Genomic DNA, 1,156 nt, shown 5'->3' with positions numbered 1-1,156 from the left:
AAAAATCCGGTCAGCTCTAGGTGTGCGTAGACGCAGTTTGCCAACTTCATAGGATCCGAGTCCTCTCGCTTTGAGAGGCGGCTCAGCTTCGAAGACATGCACTCAGGCGCGCAGGATGGATTCATCAATCAAACGATGGGTGCTTTTTGATCAGCTTGATCATTCTGGCGAATAAACCGTGAAAATGCGTGAGCCCTTGGGCCTCAATGATGTCGTCGCTCTGAGACTGGTGTGGTCCTCAGCTCGCCGATAGTCCTACGCAGGGTTCGATGTTGGATCACAGATCGCAATGTTCAGTTATGAATTTTTTGAACGAAGTCTCGAGCACGTTTCCCTCGGCAGTCTCGCTGGCGTCTGGCAGACCGAGTGAGCGGTTCTTCGACAAGCTCGACCCCCAGGTGCTGTTGAATGCACTAGTAGTATATGAACGCTATTCAGCTGGCGGTCACGGGGGCGGGCAATTATTGTCGCACTTGCTGCAGTATGGACGAACCGCCGGCATTATCGGCGAGCTCGTTGCGCAACAGGTCCGGTCTGATGAGGGGGTTCCCGCGAGGGCGGATCGCGTACTGATCACCTCAGGATGCCAGGAAGCGCTCGCACTCTGCCTCGCCGCGCTGTGCCCTGAAGCTGCGGATGTGCTCCTAGTCTGCAATCCCACGTATATTGGTGCGACCGGTGCAGGTAAGGCCGCAAGGGTCGCCGTTGCAGCATTGTCCAACTCAGCGCCTTGCGTTGCAGAGGCAGTCGAACTCGCCGTCCTACAATTGCGCCGGAATGGTCGGAGGGCCCGCGCTCTATACCTCATTCCCGATTTTGACAATCCGACCGGGCGCGTCCTCGATAAGGCCTCACGATGCGATATCCTTCAAGTGTGCGCAAGAAATCGGATTATCGTTCTGGAGGACAATCCATATCGGCTATTTCGGTATGAAGGTGATGAGATCCCTCCGATGGCCGCTTTGGATGAGGCAGGAAGTGTTATTTACCTGTCCACATTCTCCAAGACCTTGAGCCCAGCTCTCCGCGTGGGAGCTGCGATACTGCCCGATACAATATTTGGAGACGCGCGCGCTTGCCGGGCACTTTGGGAAAACCTGGTCCAGCTCAAGAGTTTCATTACCCTCAATACAAGCCATATTACACAAGCGATTGT

1 protein-coding gene is annotated in these 1,156 nt (G+C 55.0%); it reads left to right on the top strand.

All coding sequences use genetic code 11. The annotated features are described in order from the left end of the window. Nucleotides 1–269: 269 nt before the first annotated feature. A partial coding sequence (locus NKH90_RS34535; RefSeq protein WP_352823781.1) for an aminotransferase class I/II-fold pyridoxal phosphate-dependent enzyme occupies nt 270–1,156 on the top strand: 887 nt, incomplete at its 3' end.

It is taken from the genome of Mesorhizobium sp. M0898, from assembly GCF_040319695.1.
In the GTDB taxonomy this organism is placed as follows: domain Bacteria; phylum Pseudomonadota; class Alphaproteobacteria; order Rhizobiales; family Rhizobiaceae; genus Mesorhizobium.
This window is presented reverse-complemented; position numbering and strand designations above follow the sequence as displayed.